At 44.1% G+C, this 23,302-nt stretch carries 21 protein-coding genes; 6 read left to right on the top strand and 15 right to left on the bottom strand.

The window, feature by feature from the left end; all coding sequences use genetic code 11:
• Positions 1-168 precede the first annotated feature (168 nt).
• The 4 genes from GO009_RS15380 to GO009_RS15365 all read right to left on the bottom strand — a co-directional run bounded on the left by GO009_RS15380 (position 169) and on the right by GO009_RS15365 (position 7,867).
• Positions 169-1,059 (bottom strand): type IX secretion system membrane protein PorP/SprF, encoded by an 891-nt coding sequence (locus tag GO009_RS15380; protein WP_163627468.1) that lies wholly within the window; start codon positions 1,057-1,059, stop codon positions 169-171.
• Positions 1,060-1,092: 33 nt separating this feature from the next.
• The gene (locus GO009_RS15375; protein ID WP_163627466.1) at positions 1,093-6,237 is read right to left on the bottom strand and encodes a gliding motility-associated C-terminal domain-containing protein; all 5,145 of its coding nucleotides are present in this window, start codon (positions 6,235-6,237) and stop codon (positions 1,093-1,095) included.
• A gap of 34 nt (positions 6,238-6,271) precedes the next feature.
• Positions 6,272-6,805: a DUF4347 domain-containing protein gene (locus tag GO009_RS15370; protein ID WP_163627464.1), complete on the bottom strand. Its 534-nt coding sequence runs from the start codon at positions 6,803-6,805 to the stop codon at positions 6,272-6,274.
• 465 nt (positions 6,806-7,270) lie between these two features.
• Positions 7,271-7,867: a Crp/Fnr family transcriptional regulator gene (locus GO009_RS15365; protein ID WP_163627462.1), complete on the bottom strand. Its 597-nt coding sequence runs from the start codon at positions 7,865-7,867 to the stop codon at positions 7,271-7,273.
• A gap of 386 nt (positions 7,868-8,253) precedes the next feature.
• Between GO009_RS15365 and GO009_RS15360 the strand changes: the two genes are divergently transcribed.
• The 5 genes from GO009_RS15360 (at position 8,254) to GO009_RS15340 (ending at position 10,561) form a co-directional block, all read left to right on the top strand.
• Positions 8,254-8,487: a thioredoxin family protein gene (locus tag GO009_RS15360; RefSeq protein WP_163627461.1), complete on the top strand. Its 234-nt coding sequence runs from the start codon at positions 8,254-8,256 to the stop codon at positions 8,485-8,487.
• A gap of 68 nt (positions 8,488-8,555) precedes the next feature.
• Positions 8,556-9,275: a hypothetical protein gene (locus tag GO009_RS15355; RefSeq protein ID WP_163627459.1), complete on the top strand. Its 720-nt coding sequence runs from the start codon at positions 8,556-8,558 to the stop codon at positions 9,273-9,275.
• A 68-nt stretch (positions 9,276-9,343) separates the two neighbouring features.
• Complete coding sequence (locus GO009_RS15350) at positions 9,344-9,607, top strand: DUF2024 family protein (protein ID WP_163627457.1); 264 nt, start codon at positions 9,344-9,346, stop codon at positions 9,605-9,607.
• Complete coding sequence (locus GO009_RS15345; RefSeq protein WP_163627456.1) at positions 9,604-9,951, top strand: gamma-glutamylcyclotransferase family protein; 348 nt, start codon at positions 9,604-9,606, stop codon at positions 9,949-9,951. The genes GO009_RS15350 and GO009_RS15345 overlap by 4 nt, the downstream gene beginning before the upstream one ends.
• Positions 9,952-9,955: 4 nt before the next feature.
• Positions 9,956-10,561 carry a MarR family winged helix-turn-helix transcriptional regulator gene (locus GO009_RS15340; protein WP_163627454.1) on the top strand — a complete coding sequence of 202 codons (606 nt, stop codon included), beginning with the start codon at positions 9,956-9,958 and terminating at the stop codon, positions 10,559-10,561.
• A gap of 13 nt (positions 10,562-10,574) precedes the next feature.
• Here the strand turns inward: GO009_RS15340 and GO009_RS15335 are convergent, their stop codons facing one another.
• The 11 genes from GO009_RS15335 to GO009_RS15285 are packed head-to-tail and all read right to left on the bottom strand — an operon-like array spanning position 10,575 to position 22,456.
• Positions 10,575-11,750: a Gfo/Idh/MocA family protein gene (locus GO009_RS15335; RefSeq protein ID WP_163627452.1), complete on the bottom strand. Its 1,176-nt coding sequence runs from the start codon at positions 11,748-11,750 to the stop codon at positions 10,575-10,577.
• A 5-nt stretch (positions 11,751-11,755) separates the two neighbouring features.
• Positions 11,756-13,084 carry a Gfo/Idh/MocA family oxidoreductase gene (locus GO009_RS15330; RefSeq protein WP_163627450.1) on the bottom strand — a complete coding sequence of 443 codons (1,329 nt, stop codon included), beginning with the start codon at positions 13,082-13,084 and terminating at the stop codon, positions 11,756-11,758.
• Positions 13,085-13,093: 9 nt separating this feature from the next.
• Complete coding sequence (locus GO009_RS15325; protein WP_163627448.1) at positions 13,094-14,452, bottom strand: DUF1080 domain-containing protein; 1,359 nt, start codon at positions 14,450-14,452, stop codon at positions 13,094-13,096.
• Positions 14,453-14,493: 41 nt separating this feature from the next.
• The gene (locus GO009_RS15320; protein ID WP_163627446.1) at positions 14,494-15,789 is read right to left on the bottom strand and encodes a TRAP transporter large permease; all 1,296 of its coding nucleotides are present in this window, start codon (positions 15,787-15,789) and stop codon (positions 14,494-14,496) included.
• A gap of 5 nt (positions 15,790-15,794) precedes the next feature.
• Positions 15,795-16,253, bottom strand: a complete 459-nt coding sequence (locus GO009_RS15315) for a TRAP transporter small permease (RefSeq protein WP_163627444.1) — start codon at positions 16,251-16,253, stop codon at positions 15,795-15,797.
• Entirely contained in the window at positions 16,253-17,233 is a 981-nt protein-coding gene (locus tag GO009_RS15310; protein WP_163627442.1) for a TRAP transporter substrate-binding protein, read from the bottom strand. Before GO009_RS15310 ends, GO009_RS15315 begins: the two co-directional genes overlap by 1 nt.
• Positions 17,233-17,907 carry a bifunctional 4-hydroxy-2-oxoglutarate aldolase/2-dehydro-3-deoxy-phosphogluconate aldolase gene (locus GO009_RS15305; protein ID WP_163627440.1) on the bottom strand — a complete coding sequence of 225 codons (675 nt, stop codon included), beginning with the start codon at positions 17,905-17,907 and terminating at the stop codon, positions 17,233-17,235. The genes GO009_RS15310 and GO009_RS15305 overlap by 1 nt, the downstream gene beginning before the upstream one ends.
• A gap of 9 nt (positions 17,908-17,916) precedes the next feature.
• A complete protein-coding gene (locus GO009_RS15300; RefSeq protein ID WP_163627438.1) occupies positions 17,917-18,963 on the bottom strand; it encodes a sugar kinase in 1,047 nt (348 codons plus the stop codon).
• 15 nt (positions 18,964-18,978) lie between these two features.
• On the bottom strand, positions 18,979-20,385 hold the full coding sequence (gene uxaC, locus GO009_RS15295) for a glucuronate isomerase (RefSeq protein WP_163627436.1): 1,407 nt from the start codon (positions 20,383-20,385) through the stop codon (positions 18,979-18,981).
• Positions 20,382-21,569, bottom strand: coding sequence for a mannonate dehydratase (gene uxuA, locus GO009_RS15290; protein ID WP_163627434.1), 1,188 nt, complete (start codon positions 21,567-21,569; stop codon positions 20,382-20,384). The genes uxaC and uxuA overlap by 4 nt, the downstream gene beginning before the upstream one ends.
• Before the next feature lie 32 nt (positions 21,570-21,601).
• Positions 21,602-22,456 carry an SDR family oxidoreductase gene (locus tag GO009_RS15285; RefSeq protein WP_163627432.1) on the bottom strand — a complete coding sequence of 285 codons (855 nt, stop codon included), beginning with the start codon at positions 22,454-22,456 and terminating at the stop codon, positions 21,602-21,604.
• 130 nt (positions 22,457-22,586) lie between these two features.
• Here GO009_RS15285 and GO009_RS15280 point away from each other — a divergent pair, with 130 nt between their 5' ends.
• The gene (locus GO009_RS15280) at positions 22,587-23,255 is read left to right on the top strand and encodes an NUDIX domain-containing protein (RefSeq protein WP_163627430.1); all 669 of its coding nucleotides are present in this window, start codon (positions 22,587-22,589) and stop codon (positions 23,253-23,255) included.
• The last annotated feature ends 47 nt before the right edge of the window (positions 23,256-23,302 follow it).

Here is a 23,302-nt window from a genome sequence, read left to right as displayed (position 1 = left end):
GTTTAAAAAGTTGAAAAACACTTTCTTCTATAATCAATCAAAGTATTTACCAATACTTATTATTGTTTAGCAGATAAAAAAGACTGTCCAAAAGGCAATAAAATTTTGTTGCCTTTTGGACAGCTTCTATTCTTCACAATATTTCATACCATATTGTTTGGTTTGAAATTACATTTTCAATCTCATGAACAATTCATGGGTATTGTTGTCCAGCCCATCAATAGGATTTTGGATGGAGGTCTCATAGGCATAGCCCAAGTTGAACCCACTGCTGATGTTGAACAGGAACAGCCCGCTGATGCTCTCCTCGTGACGATAACTGGCTCCGAACTCAAAACGTTCCCCAAAGTCCAATATACCTGTCAGTTCCACCGATATAGGGGAAGCATCCACGTAGCGCAACATCCCCATGGTCTTCAAATCCAAGGTTTTGCCCAAGAGAAAGGTATATCCCCCGCTGAGGTAGGCATGCATGCGATCTACACCAAGATAGGCGTTGCCATCGCGCTCTTGTAGCCGTTCCGGGGTCAACAACTTTGGAGCGGACAGAGATGCAAAATACCTATCGTGCTTTAAATAGACCCCCGCCCCGACATTGGGGGTGAAACGGCTCTCGTAGTCCATTAGGGCACCATCCTGACCCACACCGTAGGTCACAAGGCCTTGGGTGTTGGCATCATAGGAGTTGGCACTTCCTTTAATTCCAAAATAGAGCATGTGTTCATCGTCCAATTGAATGTTGTAAGATACATCTATGGCTACCCAGGTCTGCTGTTCGATAAAGGTCTTATCATTGAGTATGGATGCACCCAGCCCAACGTTTTTCCCCACAGGCATACCGAAAATGGCACTTTGGCTTTCCGGGGCTCCCTCAATGCCCGCCCATTGGCTGCGGATTCCCAAAGAGAATTCGGCTGCCTCTGAACTCCCCACAAAGGCGGGGTTGTAAAGGTTCATATTATAGCGGTAAAACGTATAGTTTGGGTCCTGTTGTGCGCTTACCGTAACGGAAACTACAAGCAGTATGACCATTAATTGTATATTATTGAAAAGTTTCATCTGTTTTGTATGGTGTTTTTTGTTCTGTTGGTATTAATAGTTGATGAATATCCATCCTTGCAAGGGAGCGGAGCCATCACCTAAATTGATGACGTACATGTACGATCCGGCAGGGAGTTTCTCGTTCCTATTCTTGTAGAAGCCTTCCCAGTTGTTTCGATACGATTTTGTACCGAACACTTGATGCCCCCATCGGTTGTAAACTTTGACCACATTATTGGGATAGTTGTCTATTCCAGGTATGATCCAAGCATCGTTGTTTCCATCACCATTTGGTGTAAAGGCCTGTGCCGGCACCAATGAAGGTTCTTCACTTGTTGGAAATGCATCATCGACGTCTGCAACACCATCATTGTCATCATCTTCATCCGTGCTGTCAGGAATACCATCACCATCGGTATCCAATGGGGTGCTGGATGCATCCGTTGGGTCGGTTCCTTCGGTCAATTCCACTTCATCGGAATAACCATCGCCATCATCATCGGTATCGGCGTTGTCACCTGTTCCATCTCCATCTGTATCTATTGTTTCAGAGGCATCATTTGGAAAATCGTCCTGATCATCAGGTATCCCATCGTTGTCATCATCGTTGTCAACATTATCTCCAAGACCGTCCCCGTCCGTATCGGTATCGGTTATCCCATCATTGTCGTCGTCCGTATCGGAATTATCACCAATACCATCGCCATCTATGTCGGAATCTTCATTGGGGTCGTTAGGAAAAACATCCTCATCATCAGGGGTACCATCATTGTCGGCATCATTGTCAGCATTGTCCCCCGTTCCGTCCCCATCGGTATCGGTATCCTCGGAATCATCCTTTGGGAAGGCGTCCTCGGAATCCGGTGTACCGTCGTTGTCGTCGTCTTCGTCGGCATTGTCACCAGTTCCGTCTCCGTCTGTATCCGTATCCTCCGAATCATCCTTCGGGAAGGCATCTTCGGAATCAGGCGTACCGTCGTTGTCATCATCTTCGTCTGCATTGTCCCCCGTGCCGTCACCATCGGTATCGGTATCCTCCGAATCATCCTTTGGGAAGGCGTCCTCGGAATCCGGTGTACCGTCATTGTCATCATCTTCGTCTGCATTGTCCCCGGTTCCGTCACCATCGGTATCGGTATCCTCCGAATCATCCTTCGGGAAAGCATCTTCGGCATCGGGTGTACCGTCGTTGTCATCGTCTTCATCCGCATTGTCACCAGTTCCGTCACCATCGGTATCGGTATCCTCCGAATCATCTTTTGGGAAGGCATCTTCGGAATCCGGTGTACCGTCATTGTCATCATCTTCATCCGCATTGTCACCAGTTCCGTCACCATCGGTATCGGTATCCTCCGAATCATCCTTCGGGAAGGCATCTTCGGAATCCGGTGTACCGTCATTGTCATCATCTTCGTCGGCATTGTCACCTGTTCCGTCGCCGTCGGTATCGGTATCCTCCGAATCATCCTTCGGGAAGGCATCTTCGGAATCCGGTGTACCGTCATTGTCATCATCTTCGTCGGCATTGTCACCTGTTCCGTCGCCGTCGGTATCGGTATCCTCGGAATCATCCTTTGGGAAGGCGTCCTCGGAATCCGGTGTACCGTCGTTGTCATCGTCTTCGTCGGCATTGTCCCCTGTTCCGTCTCCGTCTGTATCCGTATCCTCCGAATCATCCTTCGGGAAGGCATCTTCGGAATCAGGCGTACCGTCGTTGTCATCATCTTCGTCTGCATTGTCCCCCGTGCCGTCACCATCGGTATCGGTATCCTCCGAATCATCCTTCGGGAAGGCATCTTCGGCATCGGGTGTGCCATCGTTGTCATCATCCTCATCCGTATTGTCTCCGGTTCCGTCCCCATCGGTATCGGTATCCTCCGAATCATCCTTCGGGAAGGCATCTTCGGCATCGGGTGTACCGTCGTTGTCGTCGTCTTCGTCATCCTCATCGGGTATGCCGTCACCATCGGTATCTTGGGCAGCATTAATACCCGCGGTGTGCGTAGCTGTACTTAGGGCATCATCGCCATCTTTTACCTTAAAAGAAAAAGAGGTATAGTTGTCACCATACTCCCCATCTACCGTTGTGAAGACAAGTTGGGTTACGTCATCGATCATATCATTTGCCTGAACGGGAGTTCCATTGTATTCCAAAGTACCCTTTGCGGGAAGTGAAATCACCTGTATGCCATTAAAAGTGTCACCTGGGTCAACATCAGTAAAGTTGAAATCATCTGTTTTAAAAGTATACCCTGAATCCTGAACCACTTCCAAGGTAATATCACCGCCTTCCGGTGCATCGTTTACATTGGTTATGTTCAAAGTTGCTGTTACAGTTTCCGAAAAGGAAACGGCATCTTCAAAATTATAAGTGAAACTATCCGTTGCTGATTCATCTCCATTATGCTCGTAACTGAACGTACCATCAGCATTAAATGTAAATGCGCTTGCATTTGCCGGGTTTGAGATGATGTGGTAAATTCTATCATCACCGTCCACTTCAACATCGTTGGTCGATACATCTTCATTCAGGGTAGCGTTTTCATCCAAAGTGAAGGAATCCGCTATAGCTGTTGGGGTGTCGTCCACAGCGGTGATGGACAAGGTAAGTGTTGCGGTTACCTTAGTGCCGGCATCATCCAATTCATAGATGACCGAATCACTTCCAAATTCATTTTCATTTGGGGTATAGATAATCTGATTGTTTTCGTCCACCACAGCGGAACCTTTGGCTCCTTGTGTTGTAATGCTTACCGTTGGCGTATTGTTGGTATCGTAGACGTCATTGTACAAAACATCGATGGGGTCGGACTCGGTATCTTCGTCCAATACAGCCAAGTCGTTCTTTGCACCGACCACCAAGGCAAGATCAAACGGACCAAAGGAAGCGGTTCCCGTATTGCCTGCATTGTCCTTGGCCTCAGCATGAATGTACCATCCCGAGCCACCGCTTGAGAACGAGGTGGTCTTGGATTGACTGTTGCTCCAAGAGGTCCAAAGATTGCTGTCGGATGCAGGCGGATTACTGTCTTGGATCAATACATAACGTTGAACATCGAAACCACTTCCGTCATTTTCATCTTGAAAGGTCAACAAAATGTTGGTGTCCGTGTCAATGGAACCACTATTTGGTGTTGCTGATAACGTTGGTTCGGTGGTATCGTGGGTAATGGTCAATGTTCGGAAGAACGGCTCTGACCAAACCCCTGTACCGGTTTGGACGCGCAGGCTAATGATGTATTCCGCGGTTAGATTGTTGTAACTGGAGAAATCCGTCATTTCAGTAGTGGAGTTATGGATTTCGGTATCGGCTGGGTTTCCTTCGCTGTCATACACCCTTTGGGTCACGATCCATTCTTCGTTGGAAAGTGTTCGTCCGTAAGGATCGATAGAGTTGTTTTCAATATTGATGTTCATGGAACCGTTGTAGGTGAACAGTGCATCCGGTTGGATATTGAATTGTGCCACAGGTAGGTCTTCATTTGTGGATGAACTGCTGCTGTCCACCAATATATATGCACTGGATGGGCTACTCCATACCCCTTGATGGTCCTGCACGTTCAACATCACCAGATATTCTCCATCGGCAACGGCATTTTTATCGAATATTCCGTTGGTCCAGCCTGCGGTGGACGCTGCATCCACGGGTTTCCATTTCCATTCGGTCTGTGCAATACCGTTGTTGGCACCACCATCCAAATCGTAAGAAGTATCATTGAACACCCCTGTATCCGAACTATAGGAGAAGCTCGCCACCGGTTTTCTGTGGAAATAAAGGGTAGTGGGTGAGGTAGGAAGGTCTTCAAAAGTAAAGGAATATTTCCCTGTTTTTTCATAGAATTCGGGAACATCTTCCAAATAAAGGTCGTTCCATGAAACTCTTCCTTGATTGTTGGGGAAAAAGGTTTCATCGTGTGTTATTTTCCATCTACCGCTTGGGTAGCTTGCGTTGGCGGTACTGGTCTTCATTTCGGATGGGTCCACAGCTATTTCAACGCTTGTTCCAGCAATAAAATAGTCCCCTTCGGTCACGGTAAGGAACTGGTATTGTTCATAGATATATTGGGCGATATCATCCATCCAGGTAGACCAACTTCCCATATCCCGGTTTACAAAGGTTCCTTTGTCGTTGTTTTGTTGCACAAAACGCTCGAACTGGGCTTGGTTGCCGTTCAGTCCCCATCCAATGTAGTGGATGTCCTCATTGATGGTTCGCATCAATATCTCCGCCAGGTCTTGGTCGTTGTCGAAATCCGCAACTTCTTGATCGTCCAAATTCACATTAAAGCGCATGGCACTGTTTCTCCATTGTGGCTCCCTAAGCACGTCCTTGAACTTTTTAAGACTCAACGAGGTCACTTCAATGTTTTTAAAGGTGGCATAAGGCTGACTGTTGGAGAAGAATCCATAACTGCCGCCTATCTCCTCGGCCGCGGTATAGTCGATGATCAATGCATCATCCATATAGATTTTTACGTTCTTACCGCTGACCACTACCTTAAAATGATACCAAGTCGTGGTGGAGTTTTTGTTGAAAATGGTAGTCTCAGCACCTTGCAATCCCTGAACATAGTGTCGGGGGTTCGCAGTACCATCATCCCTTGTAATCTTGTAAAGGCCTGATGCAAAACCGTGGCTTGGGATAAATTCATTGGTGGTAAATGTTCGTACCGCTCCCGAAAGGTTGAAGAGATAGGAGCCTACAGCACCATTTTCCATTCCAAAAGTGATACCCATATCATCGTCATCGGAACCAGAAGTAAAGGCAATGTCCGCTTCCAAGGTATAATTGGAAGAATCGAAAACGGGGTCGTAAAATCCAGCCATGTAGTCGTTATTGATTCTTCGTATAAACTTTTCCGCATCTACGAATTCCCAGGTCTCTGGGTTGTAGCCCCAACGTATCCAGTTGTTGAAGATGTCTGCTGCATCTTCGGAGTTGGAGGAGATGGTAGTCCGTTCAAACCCTTGTACGTAGAGTTTGTCTGCAGGGATACCCTTGCTTTCCAGGGCGGCACCTAAATCTTCTTCGAAGGTGTCAATGTTTTGGTCGGTGATTCCTACCGTAAGTACCACATCAATGTTGGGGCCTTGTTGTACTTCCATGTTGACCGTTTGGCCGAACATAGAGTTGAATCCCAACCCAAAGAACATTAGAGCTATGATGTAGGAATAGTGAAGGTTGATTTTCTTCATTTTTGGTTGAATTTGTATTTGGATATTGAAATGTTTATTCAAAAAGGTTGCTGGTTATGGTCAATGGCCTTATGGAAAAGTCAAAGACAATTGCTTCATTCAGATTATCGCATGTTGCAGACGAGGCAACATTGAACCCGGTATTGGAGGCCATGGTTTCCAACAATGCTTTGCCATCGTTGTTTTTTGCCAGAGAGCAGGAATACACAAATAGGGTAACATCGCTGTTGGCTTGGAACACCTCAGAACTTAATTGTTGTAGGGTGTCGGCAGTGTAAATTTGGCCGCCTAGGGTAAAGGATTTCTCGCCAGTTGGCACAAACAGGTGAATACTCTTCACATCAGGGTTTTTGGTCAATGCCTGTTTCAATGTCTGTGACAGAGTAGCGGTTGTATTTGCTTCAACCAGCCCAACATTTATCGGCAATGATGCAATGAGTCCACCGCTATTCGGGAAACTGGAATCCATAATTACGACATCATCCGTTTGGGCCATGGAGATACCTATGGCCATAGAAAAAAAGAGCATGAAGCTCAACGATGTTTTTCGGCTAAAAAAGTTTTTCATTTGTAAATTCAGTTTAGGTTTTAATAGATTGATTTTTCGTTCGGAAAAGGCATAGAGGGTTTTGGCCGCTTGTTTGCGGCTTTTTTTCGTACGCCATGTATTTAGCACTGCTAAATCAGGTTACCGATAAGTTTTTGCGAAATTTCTTTTGGTTTTTGGGAATGTATTTTTATGTCATATTACTTGGGAACTACTTTTGGTTTTTGAAAGGATTTTTCATTTTTTTCTTACAAATGAAATCCGAACAAGTACAATTTTTCTTGTTTGTCACAGAGGAAACGGCATGGATATATTTATTATTCTAATAAATCGTTCACGAAATTGACATATATCAATTTGAGGTCGTTTTCTCACAAAAAGTGCAGGATAATAACAGAAAAATGTAACATATAGAGATTGGGAAATACATTCCTTTATATATTTCCTTCAAGAAGTGGTTGGTGGGTTGGAAGCCGGGAGTAAGGTTTAATTTATTTCTTTCATAAGTCTGGATAACGTCTCCGGCCTTATGGCGAGATAAGATGCCAAATGCTTTCGAGGAATTCGTTCCACAATCTGGGGCTTCATATATTGCATAAAAAAGGCCAACCGCTTTCGGGCATTCGGAATTCTTGCCAAATAAACCCTGTGTTCGGCCAAAATGTAATATTCTTCGAGCAATATACGGTTAATGTGTCGCATTTCGGGGAAATGGTTCAAACAGTATTTGTAGTCCTCATATTCCAAATAATCGCAATGGGTCTTTTCCAGACTTTCAATATATTCTTCGCTCTTTTGATTTCTAAAAAAGCCCGTTATTGAAGTGAAAACTTCATTTTCGGTATCTATCCATGTTGTTATTTCTGAAGAATCACTTACAAAATACCCTCTTACCATTCCCTTTTTAATAAGATAAAGACGGTTGCAAACCTCCCCGGCCTTGCTAATAAGTTCGTTTTTTTCGAAGGAACAACTTTTTAGATGCTGAACAAGATAATTTTTTAAACTGGGGCTTAAGGGATAGATTGAGTTGAGAAATAAAATGATAAATAGATTTTTCTCTGTATTCTTTTTGGGCAACATGTAAAAATTAGTTAGTTTTTTGTTTGGTTCCCAAAAATACCAATTACAACAGCTTTCTGTATGTCGCAGACCATGTTTTTCAATTTGGTGAAAAGATGTTTTAGGCTTAACAAATCTGCCCGTCTTTTAGTTTACCAAGAATGGTGCTTTAGAAACTTTTTCCACGTTTCTGACCAATTGTGTTCCTCATGAATCGGTTTATGTCCAAACATCGTATACTTCTTGGAAAACCCGTACACTCCTATAGACTTTAACACGAAAAGTGGTTAGTATCGGTAATTGTATACGCAACCAAAAATAAATTCTTGAAACAATTTATTTAATTAGGATTCCTTACTATATTTGTATCGGCAATAGTGCCAAAACACAATTTAAACCTTAATCAAATGAAAAAATCAATTTTTTATCACGCCGGATGTTCTGTATGTGTAAGTGCAGAGCACGAAATAGTAAATCTAATTGGCGCGGAAAATGTTGAACTCGTTCACATTGGCCAAGACCGCGACCGAATCACAGAAGCAGAAAAAGCAGGAGTAAACTCTGTTCCAGCTTTGCTAACACCAAATGGAAATGTATTGCATATCAATTTTGGTGCCTCCATGGCAGATGTGAAAGGATAATTTTTTTAACTACATAGTTAGGATTCCTAATTTAAAAACGGGATCCTAACTTCTAAAAACAACCCACAATGAAAACAATACTATTTATATCTTCAATAACATTACTTTTAAGCACCAATAAAACTTGTGCACAAGCAAACGACTACAATAACAATGACTTCAAGATCCATGAGGTAAGCGTCAAGCACGAACCGGATCTCGGAATTGTGGTTTGGGAAATAAGTGTACATGGAACCGCAGGAAATACAACACCGACAAAAGCTGGACAGCTTGATGGCGCACCAGTTTTAGGGTATGTATTCCCGACCAATTTAAATCCAACCGACGTAGGATTTAATCAAACAGATGGAATTGTGGCACTTGCCCTAACATCTCATCCCGATTTTGACGACACACCATTATGGGACGAGAACAATGATCAAGTATACAACAACGATGGTGTTGTTTGGCATCCACATTGGGTAATACTTCATGAAGATAAGCGAGTAGCCGGTGGTCTCTCGGTAAAACAATTTAAAAAAGCGGATAAAACAGTAGTATTACCACCAACAAATCCAGGAATGCCCATGTATATGGATTCACCTGGGTACCCTGTTACCACTAAAAGCAACACCATAAAAGTTGTAGTTCCCGATTACCGAGTGAACAACAAAACGGATTTCAATTATGATGGAGTAACCGCATTTATGCAGGTAAACACAAGTAATGAAAATTTACCAATGCTCGGCGTTTACAAGCTATATTCCGTGGCAAGTGGCGACCTGTCTCTCCCCTATAAAGTCAAGTAATATTTTTGCCCTGTAAAGTAAGGATTCCTATCTTTACGGGGCTTTCCTTTTATCAAAACAAAACTAAAATGAAAGTAGCAGTTTGGGACACCTATGTAACCAAAAAAGACGGTAGCGTAATGCACTTTGATATTATTGCTCCTGAAGAAATTAGAGATACAGCCTTAATCTATAGTTATGGTAAAGAATATTTAAAAACCAAAGCGCAAGAAGGACAAGCTTTAACATCAAAAGAATGTAGATTCTGCCACATGGAAACAGTACAGACCCAATGGGAATCGGAGATTAAGCAAAAAGGGTACATAATCGTTGAAATGGAAAATTGTAAATGAAAGAGGGCACACATTTATTATTCTCTTACGGCACCTTACAGTTAAAGAAGGTACAGATTGAAAATTACGGTCGAACCTTAAAAGGAGAGCGAGATAGATTGATTGGGTATACAGTTGAAAAAACACAAATTACAGATCCAACAGTCCTTGCTAAAAGTCAGCTAGATTATCACCCAATTGCCGTTAAATCTGCCAATGAAAATGATTCTATAGAAGGAACTTTATTTGAAATTACGAATACCGAACTTGCCGAAACCGACAAGTATGAAGTAAGTGAATACCATAGAATACTCGAAACTTTTGAATCAGAAAAAAAGGCCTGGGTCTATGTGGCGAAAATATAACACTATGAAATATCCATCATTCAATTTAAACGAACAAAACCAAAAAATAGAGAGCCGGATCGTGGTTGCTTTGGAACGTATTTCGGAAGCATTCAGGGTATTGCTTTGGAACGAAAGCAAAGTAAGCTCATTAAGCCCGATACAAATTCAAATTTTGATATTCATCTCTTTCCATTCCTTGGAAAAATGTAAAGTGGGATATTTGGCAAACGAGTTTAATATGACAAAGGCCACCATTAGTGACAGTGTCAGGGTTTTACTCTCCAAAGCATTGGTTACCAAAGAAACAGACCCCGCCGACACAAGAAGCTATTCCCTTTCCCTTACGGCCGAAGGAAAAAATATTGCCAAAAAAGCATCGTTCTTTGCTTCTTCCATCCAACAACCGATTGAAAAATTGACACAAGAACAGAAAACAACAATGCTCAACGGGTTGCTGAAATTGATTTATGACCTAAACAAGTCCGGTGTCATTACCATTCAACGGATGTGTTTTACCTGCTCCTTTTACAATGGCGAAAATGGAAATCATTATTGTAATTTACTGAAAACAAAACTCGCCGAATCTCAAATACGATTGGACTGCCCTGAACACGAAATGGTTAAGTGAGCAAAGAGTAAGATCAAATCCGTATATTGACCACAATCTTATCATCATACATGGCATCCAATCCCATTTGTACGCAAGTTGCGGCCATGGCACCTGTTTTAGCATTGGAAACAGGCAACGTATTGTTTATGATGTTGTCCCTAAAATCAATCAAGGCTTGCTTACTAGGGTCCTCATGATCAAAATTTAGAGGTATGCCCTTGCCTTTGTCCCAGTTTAGGGTGGCTCCTGAAACACCATCGACCTCTCCAATCTCTTTTTCGTAGCTTCCCTCGGGATAGTACCAAGCATTGACATAATCCAAAATATAGGTCCCCTTATCCCCCATTACCTTGACCTTGTAATCGCCCATGGCATTACTGGTAAGGCAGGTAAATGATGCCCGTACCCCTTCAGGGTAGCCATAGATAAGATGGATGTTGTCATAAGTTTCCCTACCGTCTTTCCAGTAATCGATACCACCAACTCCCATCACCTTTTCGGGCATGGCACCCATTACCCAGTTGGCAAAATCCAACTGGTGCGAACAAAGTTCGGCCAAAAGCCCACCAGAATATTCCCGGTACATTCGCCAGTTGATCATGCGCTCCCATTTTGGGTCAGGTACAGGACGCCGCCAATTGCCATTTCGGTTCCATTGGCACTCAAAAGCTGTTATCTTGCCTATTTTCCCTTGTTTGATCTCCTCCACAACATGCGAATATAAACGGGAGCTATGGTATTGGTGCCCTGCTTGGAATATACCATTGGACGCATCGACCGCTGAGACCAATTCCTCAATCCCTTCGTATCCTTTTGCCATGGTCTTTTCCCCATACACATGCTTTCCTGCCCGTAAGGCATCAATAACGATTTGGGAATGTGTACTGAAAGGCGTCGCTACCAAAACGGCATCCACATCCTTGTCCTCCAACATTTTTTTATAATCGGAATAGCCTTTCGCCTTCCCTTCTACTTTTGAAAGTCCCGACCTAAGTCTGAAGGGGATGATGTCACAACAGGCAACCACCCGAAAATTGGGAATCTGGTTGATGAAAGGGATAAGTCCACCGCCTCGGTCCCCTGTTCCAATGACCCCAATATTGATGGTTTCGTTCGCCCTGGAGGGACCATACCCAAGCACCGTTGGGGCATACAAGGCGGCAGAACCGGCCAAACTACTTTTTATCACAAAATCTCGTCGCTTCATACTACTTAAAGTTTAGGTTCCCAGCCTTTTTCGTACTCCCTTTTCCAGCTTTGCATGGCTTTCTCACTGTTCAAGACCTTGCCTGTTTGGGTGTTTATTTCGATGGTATGCCCGGCGTCGTGGGCCATATTTCCCAAGTGGCAGAGCATGGTGGAAACGCTAGCATCCCTTATATCGGAATTTAGGGAATTATCTTTCCGGATAGCATTGAAAAAGTTGGACACATGATCCACATCCAGTCCACCGATGCCCTGGGTATTGGTGGTGGCACTGAGTTCTTTCTCAAATTCAATTTTGATCGGATTACCTCCAAGATCGTATAACTTGTAAAAATTTCGACTCAGCTCGATTACCCCTTTGCTTCCATAAATAGTGATTCCCCGTCCAGGTCGCTCTGGCTTCATTATACCACGGCTGTGGGAAGTCCATGTAATAAATTTATCCCCTGGGAATGTATAGGTCACTTGTTGGTTGTCGGGGAATTCCCAGTCATCATCATAAGTGTACTTTCCCCCAAACGCTGTTACTGTTTCTGGTAGGTCCACGCCCAGTGCCCAACGGCAAATATCAATCTCGTGGGTACCGTTGTTGTGGATTTCTCCCGTGCCCCAATTCCGAAACCAATGCCAGTTATAGGGGTGGATGTTATCCCGATAATTTTCACGAGGCGCCGGCCCTTGCCACATATCCCAGTTTAAGGTCTGGGGTACTTCAATCACCTTTCCGTGTCCAATGGAACCACGGTTATTGGAATAGTAGGCTTCCCCTTTAAAAACGTCTCCGATCACACCTTTTTTTATGTCTTCCACCGCTGACATCGAAGTTTTGGCCGAGCGTTGTTGGTTGCCCATCTGTACTTTTTTTCCATACTTCTTTTGAGCTGCAACCAACAAATCATTTTCATAAGGGTTATGGCTACAGGGCTTCTCCACATAAACATGTTTTCCTGCCTGTAGGCCCATAATGGCCATGGGAGCATGCCAATGTTCAGGTGTAGCAATAAAGATGGCATCCACATCCTTATCCTCCAAAATCTTACGAAAATCCTTTTCTACCTTTGGTACATATCCTATGCGCTCTTGGCACCAAGCATTGTGCTCTTCCAGAATGGTATCGTCTACATCACAACTGTATAAAATCTTGGCGTTGACATCTTGGTGGATAGCCAATACATGTGCCTTGGCACGGCTCCTTACACCTATTACCGCACAATTGATATGATCGTTGGCTCCCAGAATTCGGGCATTCGCCCAAGAAGGAAATACTGTAGCGCCCAAGGTAACTGCAGCGGTACCTGTAGTTGTTTTTTTTATGAAATCGCGTCTTGTAGTCATGGTTTACTGTTATTTAATAGGTTTTATCTTGATGTTTTTAAAACTTACACGATCTCCATGGTCCTGTAACAATATGTGACCTCTATCGGCCTCCCCAAAATTGGGCCATTTCTCATACTTGCTTTCGGAGACCAGTTTGCGATATGCATCGCTTTTTCGCTCGTACTCCAAAACCTTTGTGCCATTGAGCCAATGCTCCACATGGTTGTTCTTAGAAATAATATGGGCCGTATTCCATTCCCCGATCGGGTTGATGGGCTTGTTGATATCCGCTTGAATCAAATCGTACAAAGAAGCTACGGTACGACTACCTTCATGGTTTCCCAATTTTGCATCCGGATGCCTTTCATCGTCCAAAATTTGATATTCCAAACCAATTGAAGAGCCGGGTCCCTTGTTCAAATCCGTGTCCACATAATATTTTATACCACTATTGGCGCCTTCCGTTAATTTGAAATCGACTTTGAGTTCAAAATCCTCGTACAACTCAGTGGTCACAATATCGCCACCTGCAGCAGATTCTTCGCCACCTGAAGACAAAACGGTCAACACACCGTCCTTGATTTCCCATCCTTTATCTGGAAAATCATCCAAGCGTGCACCGCGCCAACCTACAGTGGTCTCGCCGTCCCATAACAACTGCCATCCGTTTTTCTCCTCATCAATGGTCAGTTGATTTTTGGTCACGACCTGGGCCAAGGGCATTTCTTTGTTGTATTTTGAAAGACTGTCCGTTAATATTTTGACATTTTTCCAGGCTATCTCCGTGCCCGCCTTCTGATCTTTGCCAATGCTGTGCACCTGAAGCGCAATAAAGCCGCTTGCTGTTTTGTCATCAATCAAATGAACAGCCGGCACTCCGTTGATCCAGGTTTGAATCGTATCTCCGATGGCCTCGATGCGATAGTGGTTCCAATCATTTTGTTTGAAGGCCTTTTGTGCCTCAGGATTATCTTCCAAGGTTACGAGCCAACCTCTTCGTCCTTCATCGTAGATTCCGGCACTCCACGCCCGGTCCGATGGGTCAATCTCAATCTGATAACCGTGCACCCTTCCATTTTGATAATGGGGAAAGCTATTGCTCCGTATTTGGATTCCGGAATTCATGGTGGAATCCACTTTGTAATCCAGCTCCAAGATAAAATCGTCGTACATCTTATCCGTGGTCAAAAAGGAATTGGGGGTATCATGGACGGTAGACCCCACAATGACATCCCCTTTTATCTCATAATTGGCTTTTCCGCCCTTTTGGTTCCATCCGTTGAGCGTTCCATCGGACAATTCTATCCACGGAGCATCATCTTTGGGGGCATCGGCACATGCCCAACACAGTAGCAATGCCAAGGCCCCTAGTTTCAGTTTGTTCATTTTATGTGTCATGAGTTATAAATTATATTCTACAATTCGATTTATAGGCCAAATAGACCTGGTAGCCACAAGGCCAATTCTGGGATATAGGTAATCAGAAAAAGTGCTAATATCATGGCGGCGAACAATGGCAACAACGGCCTTATCACTTTTTCAATGGATGTCTTTGCCACCCCAACCCCTACAAAGAGTACTGAACCCACCGGAGGTGTACATAGTCCAATACAAAGGTTCAAGATCATTATGATACCAAAATGCACCGGATCTATTCCCAATTTTGTCACGATAGGCAAAAATATCGGGGTAAATATGAGAACGGCCGGGGTGATGTCCATAAAGATACCCACTATCAGCAAGATTATATTTATAATGAGCAACAGGGCAATCTTGTTATCGGTAATGGATAAAAGTCCCGAACTGATGTCCTGAGGTATATGCTCAAAGGAAAGTGCCCATGACATGCTCATGGAGGCTGCTATCAAAAGCATAACAACAGCGGTGGTGGCCGAGGCGTTCAAAAAGATATTGGGTAGTTTTTTAAACGTTATCTCTTTATAGACAAAGCCCAGTATCATACTGTAGAGCACTGCAATGGCGGAAGCTTCGGTGGCGGTAAACACACCCGCCACAATGCCCCCAATGACCAGAACCAAAAGAAATAAGCTTGGGACGGCATCAACAAACGTTTTAAAAACTTGTTTTAATGAGCTTCGTTGTCCCTTGCCGTAGCCTTTCTTCTTGGCCCAGAACATGGCGACCACCATCAACAATAAGCCGGTGATCAAACCAGGGATGTATCCGGCCAAGAAAAGTGCGGCAATCGATGCCCCTCCACTTGCCAAGGAATACACGATCAATACATTGCTTGGAGGAATTACCAACCCTGTTGTGGCCGAGGTAATGTTGACGGATACCGAAAAACCCTTATCATATCCTTCCTTTTCCATTTCCGGGCCCAGAATGCTTCCCATGGCAGAGGCCGAGGCCATGGCCGAACCTGCAATGGCGCCCATGAACATCGCCGATATAATATTGATCAGGGCAAGCCCTCCGGGCAATGCCCCTACCAAGCTTTTGGCAAAAGCTATCAAACGGTGGGCAATTCCACCGTGGTTCATCAGTTCGCCTGACAATATAAAGAATGGAATCGCCAACAGAGCGAAACTATCCAAGCCCGTGGCCATTCGTTGGGATATAGTGGCGAATGCGGGCAGCATGGGCAAACTGACCAGTAGGGTCAACATAGATGAAATGGCTATGCTCCAAGCTACAGGAGTGCCAATGGCCAAAAGCCCCACAAAACTGATGATCAAAACTAGCAAGGGTATATATTCCATAAGACTCAATCCGTTATTATATCAACAGCTTTGTTATAGGTCACTATCAATCCGCTCAAGGGAATCACGACATATACATACGCCAAGGGCAACCCCAATGCAGGGGAGTGCTGTTTGAGTTCGTAGGTAGTGTACACCAACCATCCGCCGCCTATCACCATTGCCGCCAGACAGAAGAGGATAATAAAACCGGACACTGTTCTTTTTAATACTTTTTGATTTTTGGCATTGGCCCGTTTGGCCAATACATCTATGGCCACATGACCATTTTTCCCCGACACATACGCCGCTCCCAACAATCCCAACCAGATCATAAGAAATCTGGCAAGTTCATCCGTGAAGGCACTTGGTGTACCCAGAACATATCTACTGAACACCTGCCAAAGCACATTAAGTACCATAAGGCTCATTAACAATACCAGCAAGTGCGCCAAAATATTTTCCAATGTCCTTTTGAGTCCCATCAATTTGCCAATGATTTGATTTGTTCTATCATGTTGTTCAACGCTTCGTCCTTTTCGTAGGTCCGGTACATTTCCTTTGTCATTTCGATAAACGGTTTTTTGTCCGGATATGAAACCTCTACACCAGCTTCCTTGATTTTTTCCAACGCTTCGGCTTCCGATTCGGCCCACAATTTCCGCTGATGCTCCAGCGACTTTTTTACTGCTTTGTCGAGCCAACCTTTTTCCTGCTCCGAAAGGGTGTCCCAAAATTGAGTGCCAACGATCAAGACATCTGGCGAAAATGTATGTTCGTCCAGCGAATAATAAGGACACACCTCATAATGTTTGGAAAGATAAAAACTAGGGAGATTGTTCTCCGCTCCGTCCACCACACCTTGTTGTAGGGATGTGTAGAGCTCTCCCCACGAAATGGGGGTCGGGGAACCTCCGAGACTTTTGACCATATCCATTGCGGTAATACTCTCCATCACCCTGATTTTAAGTCCCTTTAGGTCATCTGGGGCGGTTATTGGCGAATGTTCGGTATAAAAGCTTCGAAACCCAGCATCGTAATAGCCCAAACCTTTCAATCTAAATTGTTCGGCATTGTCCAACAATGATTGTCCGATCGGACCATCCAACACCTCAAATGCGTGTTCCCGGCTCTCAAAAAGATAGGGTAGCCCCAATATTCTGGTCTTCGGGGCAAAATTCTCCAAGGTGGCGACCGACACTTTGGTCATATCAAGGCTTCCCAATTGAATCAACTCCAGAATTTCACGTTCAGTGCCCAATTGCTGATTGGGGTAGATCTCGATTCGAAGCTTTCCTTTTGAAACACTATCAAGGTCTTTCCCCATTTTCACCATGGCCCTGTGCACCGAATGGTTGATATCCAAGCCATGTGCCAACCTAATTGTTCTAATGCCCGAGGTTTCTTCGCAACCGAGGGCAAAAAACAACGTGCACAATAAAAGGATGACATTGAAGTGTTTCATTATTTTTCCCTTCTGATTGTTTCTATCAATTTTAAGGTGTCCGCCACTTTTTTCTGCAATCCTTCAAAATCTTTTTGCTCCAGAACCTCTTTGGAAATCAATTTCGAGCCCATTCCCACGCAAGTTACTCCTGCATCAAACCAAGCCCGCAGGTTTGCCTCCTCTGTACTGACCCCTCCAGTGGGCATGATACTTGTCCACGGCTGGGGTCCTTTGATGGCTTTTACGAAGCTTGGACCGTAGGTGGACCCGGGGAAAAGCTTGATGAGCTCACAGCCCAATTCTTCCGCTCTGTTGATTTCGGTCAAAGAGCCACACCCCGGTGACCAAAGTACTTTCCTTCGATTGCACACTATGGCGATATCCTCCCTTAAAGACGGGGTCACCACAAAGCTTGCTCCCATTTGCATGTACATGGATGCTGCAGCTGCATCTGTAATGGAACCAACGCCCATCATCATACCGGGCAACTCCTTGATTGCATATTTGTTCAGCTCCGAGAATACTTCAAAGGCAAAATCGCCACGTGCGGTGAACTCCATCAAACGGGCACCACCATCATAGCATGCTTTGAGCACTTTCTTCCCAATTTCGATATCGGAATGATAGAACAAGGGAACCATACCCGTTTCCTGCATTACCCGAACTACTTCCAATCTTGTATATCTTGCCATTTTATTTTTTTATCGTGATACTCTCCCAGAGGCATCACCTCCCATTAACTTTTCTACTTCTGAAACGGTGGCCAAATTGGCATCCCCTTTTATGGTATGCTTCAAGCATGAGGCCGCTACAGCAAAGTCCAATGCTTTTTGGTCGTCGCCGGGCCAGTTCAGCAATCCATAGATAAGACCGCCCATAAAGGAGTCTCCTCCACCGACACGGTCCACGATGTGTGTGATTTGATACTCACGTGATTGGTACATGGTACTGCCATCATACAGCACGCCGGCCCATGTATTGTGCGAAGCTGACAAAGACCCCCTTAATGTTGTAATGACCTTTTTTGCGTTGGGGAACCTTTTCATCATCTGTTGGCAGACCGATAAAAAAGCATCCGCCTTTACATGCTCGCCTTGCGTGGTGATGTCCAGCCCTTCGGGTTTGATACCAAAGTGTTTTTCCGCATCCTCCTCATTTCCCAAAACAATATCGCAATACGAGGTCAGTTCGGACATGATCTCTTCTCGCTTGGCATCGTCACAATAGTTCCAAAGTTTGGCCCGGTAGTTTAAATCCGTGGATATAGTAACCCCATGTTTTTTTGCGATTTTCACGGCCTCGATACAGGCATCTGCTGCTCCCTGCGATATCGCCGGTGTGATTCCGGTCCAATGGAACCATTCCACATCCTTGAACACACTGTTCCAATCTACCATACCAGGCTCTATCTCCGCCATGGCAGAATGTGCTCTATCGTAGACCACCTTGCTGCCCCTGCTGACCGCACCTGTTTCCAAAAAATAAATGCCCAAGCGGTCTCCTCCATAAACAATGTTATTGGTACCGACACCTCGCTTTCGCATCTCCATCAGGGCACATTCCCCAATATCATTTTTTGGTAATCGGGTCACAAAATCCACTGGCACGCCATAGTTTGCCAAGGAAACTGCGACATTGGACTCCCCTCCGCCATAGACCACATCAAAACTATTGGCCTGAGAGAACCTCAAAAATCCCGAAGGGGCCAAGCGAAGCATTATTTCCCCAAAGGTTACTACTTTTTTCATTCTGTTACTTTTGTTTTAGTTATCTCCTAAATTAAAATAGGCTTTGGCATTTCCGTAAGAAATGTCTTGGACTAATCCGCCTATGTATTCGATATCATTGGGCACCAGGCCCTTTTTTATGTCATTCCCCAATATATTGCACAACAGTCTCCTGAAGTATTCGTGCCTTGGAAAGGACAGAAAGCTCCGGGAATCCGTGAGCATTCCCACAAAACAACTGAGCAATCCCATGTTCGATATCGCGTTCATTTGTCTTTCCATACCCTCCAGTTGATCATTGTACCACCATCCGGAACCCATTTGCATCTTACCGCGCACACTGCCATCATTGAAATTTCCCACCATTGTGGCAAAAACCTCATTAAGGGCGGGATTGAGGTTATAGAGGATTGTCTTGCCAAGCTGTCCCGTACTTTCAAGAGTGTTCAAAAACTTTGCAAGATTGAAGGCTTGTGGGAAATCGCCAATCGAATCAAAACCTGTGTCAGCTCCTAGCTGGGCCAATTTTCTTTTATTTGTGTTACGCAGCGCACCCAAATGGAATTGCTGCACCCATCCCAGTTTATGGTATTCACGGCAAAGATGAACCAAGGTCTCAAAGGTAAAGTATTGTATTTCCTCGACTTCCAGAGAATGACCGTTCATCAGTTTTCCAAAGATGTACTCAACATCATAACGGTTCATCTCAAAATGATACAATTGTTCCAAACCATGGTCTGAAAGACGACAACCTTCTTGATGAAAATATGCCATTCTTTTTTTGAGGGCCGTAATCAAATCCTGATAGTTGGATATTTGTGTTCCTGATACCTCTCCTAATTTTTCCAAATATGCCCTGTAGGCACTATTGTTCTCTAAGGCATATGCTTTATCGGGCCTGAAGGTTGGCAGCATTTTTAGCGAGGCATTCTTTTTCGCCGTGCTACGGTGGTGTTCCAAAGCATCGATGGGGTCATCAGTCGTGCAGATGACCTCTACGTTGAACTGTTGCAACAGTCCCAATGCACTATGGCTTTTCTCTTGCAATTGTTCTTTAGTGTCCTCATAAATACGTCCTGCATTTTTTCCGGTAAGCAAATCATCGATTCCAAAGTAACGTTTCAACTCCAAGTGTGTCCAATGATATAAGGGGTTTCTTAGGGTATAGGGAACTGTCTCGGCCCATTTTTGAAACTTTTCCCTTTCCGGTGCATCACCGGTGATATAAGTTTCATCAATAGCACAAGCCCGCATTGCCCTCCACTTATAGTGGTCATCCGTCAACCAGGCCTCAGTCAGGTTTTTAAACTGGTGATCTTTGGCAACATGCTCGGGTGACAAGTGGTTATGGTAATCGATAATGGGCATTTCCTTGGCATAGCCATGGTACAGCTTCTTTGCTTGTGGGGTCTCCAGCAAAAAGTCATCTTTTATAAACTTCATTGAAGCAAGGATTTTTCTATACCGTACATGAGCCCTCTTAATTCAGCAAGGCCCCGAAGGCGCCCTATTGCGGAATATCCCGGATTCGTTTTTTTGTGGATATCGTCCAACATTTGATGTCCATGGTCAGGCCGCATCGGCATGCGTTGGTTCTTTACATTTTTTTCGTTGCGAGCAAGCTGTTCTTTTATCAATTCGTACATGACTCCATACATATCCACATCACCATCCAAATGGTCCGCTTCATAAAAATTGCCGAGCGCATCTCTTTTCGTGCTTCTTAGATGTATAAAATTGATTCTTTCCGATAAACGATTGGCCATACCCACCAAATCATTGTCTTCCCTTACCCCGTAGGAGCCTGTACAAAAACACAGTCCATTATGGGGACTGTTGTAGGCTGCAAGCAATTTTTGGGCATCCTCTTCCGTACTCACCACTCTTGGAAGGCCCAGTATAGGGTATGGGGGATCATCTGGATGGATTGCCAAAAAGACACCTGACTTTTCAGCTGCTGGGCCGATCTCTTTTATAAAACTATATAGGTTGTTCCTAAGTTCTTCTTCTCCAATGTCCCGATACATGTCCAAAGCCTTTTGAAACTGTTCAACGGTGTACCCCTCCTCTGCCCCGGGCAGACCGGCAATGATGTTTTGGACCAAACGCTTCTTGGCTTCGTCATCCATGCTTTCTAATGCTGTTTTGGCCATTTCAATAGTTTCTTTGGAATAATGACCAAAGGCTTCTTCACGATTTAAGATAAAGAGTTCAAAGGCTGCAAATTCAATAGCATCAAAACGAAGTGCATAGGAACCATCGGACATTTTATAGGAAAGATCCGTTCGGGTCCAGTCCAGAATGGGCATAAAATTGTAACACACTATATCAATCCCACATAGACCGAGGTTTTCAATGCTCTGCTTGTAATTCGCTATGTATTCCTTATACTTCCCTGTTTGTTTTTTAATGTCCTCGTGAACGGGTATACTCTCCACTACTGACCAAGTAAGACCATAGGCCTCCACTTCTTGCTTTCTTTTGTTTATCTCCGATATGGACCAAACATCACCATTTGGAATGTGGTGCAATGCCGTTACAATGCCAGTTGCCCCGGCCTGCTTTATATCTGCAAGGGAAACGGGGTCTTTTGGCCCGTACCATCGCCATGTCTGTTCTAAACCCATTGATATTGAATTTTCATCGTTCCCTAATTTAATTAAACGCCGCTAAAAGCACTGAATCCCCCATCAATAGGAACTACTATACCCGTTATAAATTTAGATTGTTCACTGCTCAACCATAAGGAAGTACCCACCAAATCCTCTGGTTCACCAAAGCGTCCCATCGGGGTTTGATCGATGATCGTTTTTCCTCTAGCGGTCAACCCACCTTCCTTCTCGGTCAATAAACTCCTGTTTTGGTCGGTCAGAAAAAAACCAGGGGCCAAGGCATTGACCCTAATATCCACTTTGGAAAAATGGACGGCAAGCCATTGGGTAAAATTGGAAACGGCAGCTTTTGCCCCGCTGTATGCTGGTATTTTCGTAAGCGGTGTAAAGGCATTCATCGAGGAAATGTTCAAAACACTACATCCTTTGCGACCTACCATGTCTTTTGAAAAAACCTGTGTGGGCAAAAGGGTTCCAATGAAATTCAAGTTGAACACAAATTGAATCCCTTCCGTATCCAAGTCAAAGAACGTCTTGAAATCCTTTGCTGTTTCAATCAAATCCTCCTTGAGCAAATAGGGGTTGCTGGTCGTTCCCAAAGGATGATTCCCTCCTGCTCCATTAATCAAAATATCGCAGGGACCAAACTTTTCCGTAATCTTCTTTTTGGCCTCTTCCAGACTTTCCCGATCAAGTACATCCACTTTGAGAGCAATCGCCATGCCTTCGGACTTATTAATCTTATCGACAACGGTTTGGGCAGATTCCACATTCAAATCCATAACACAGACCTTTGCACCTTGATCGGCAAAAGCATGGGCCAAGGTGCTGCACAAAATGCCGCCACCACCTGTTATCGCCACAACTTTGCCTTTCAATTCTTTATATTTGGGATTATCCATTGCTATTATCTTTTTCTTTGAATAAAGTATTGGACTAGGTAAAAAATATTCTGTGTACTTTTGACATAGTTTCAAATATATAAATTTTAATTGTCCTTTTAGAGAAAAAGATAAAATTTCCCATAAAAAAATGAACACTCACGAAAAATTACAAGATATTCAAGTAAAACCGGATTCCTTTGAATGCTCTGTCACTGCTGACATAACGGTTTTTGGATATGTTGACGGAAAACTAAAGGTCCTTCTTATAAAAAGATCTTTGGGACATTTTAAAAACCAATGGCATGTCCCTGGAGGGGTAATGGAGGAACATGAAACCATTGAGGACTGTGCCGCAAAGGTCCTTTTTTCCCTTACTGGATTTAGGGACATACACTTTGAACAGGTAAAGACCTATACAGCATTGGACAGGCATCCTTTGAAAAGAGTCATTACCATCTGTTTTTATGCATTGGTGAAACCAGAGAACCATCCGCTGACGTTAAAGGACAACATTACGAGCATTGATTGGTTCGATGTGGACAATATCCCAGAAAATCTTGGTTATGACCATGAAAAGCTGATCCACGAAGCCTACTCATTTGTACAGAACAACTTACGGCACAAACTTATTGTTGGCGAACTTCTTCCCAAAGAGTTTACCTTACACGAACTGCAAAACCTATATGAAGATATCCTGAATGTTGAACTGGATAGAAGGAATTTCAGAAAACGGATATTCCAAATGGATGTTTTGGAGAACACTGGAAAGAAAAAGCAAGGTGTTAAGGGAGGTCCCTATCTGTACAGGTTAAAATAATTTATACTGTGTGTTGGACCTGCAACAAACTTATTCTTCTCCTCCTT

The organism is Allomuricauda sp. TY007 (assembly GCF_010468565.1).
Classification (GTDB): domain Bacteria; phylum Bacteroidota; class Bacteroidia; order Flavobacteriales; family Flavobacteriaceae; genus Flagellimonas.
This window is presented reverse-complemented; position numbering and strand designations above follow the sequence as displayed.